The sequence below is a fragment of the Methylobacterium sp. A54F genome (genome assembly GCF_053346035.1).
Map to the genome: position 1 here is coordinate 1 of NZ_JBKFBF010000048.1, position 455 is coordinate 455.

1 protein-coding gene is annotated in these 455 nt (G+C 75.2%); it reads left to right on the forward strand.

Going from position 1 to position 455, the window contains the following annotated elements; genetic code table 11:
• Positions 1 to 82: 82 nt before the first annotated feature.
• On the forward strand, positions 83 to 455 hold a 373-nt coding region (locus ACLBXP_RS25260; RefSeq protein WP_447670590.1), incomplete at its 3' end, for a GAF domain-containing protein.

A 455-nucleotide genomic window follows, 5' to 3' on the forward strand; every position in this document is an offset into this window, starting at 1 on the left:
TGTCGTCCCCGCAGGTCCGGCCCCCAACGCGAGCAGTGCCGTCGGCGACGAGGACCGCCTCGCGGCGCTCGACGCCTACGACATCCTCGACACCCTGCCGGAGGCCGGGGTCGACGGGATCGTCCGCCTCGCGACCCGGCTCTGCGCCGCGCCGGTCGCCCTCGTCAGCCTCGTCGCGCGCGACCGCCAGTGGTTCAAGGCCCGGGTCGCGTTTCCCCACTGCGAGACCGACCTCGATCGCTCGGTCTGCAAGTTCGCCCTCCCCGAACCCGACCTCCTCGTCATCCCCGACCTGACCGCGGACCCGCGCACGGCCCGCAACCCCCTGGTCACGGACGACCCCCGCATCCGCTTCTACGCGGGCGCGCCGCTGCGGACCCCCGAGGGCCCCGTCCTCGGGAGCCTGTGCGTCATCGACACGGTGGCGCGGCCCGGGGGCCTCACCCCCGAGCAGG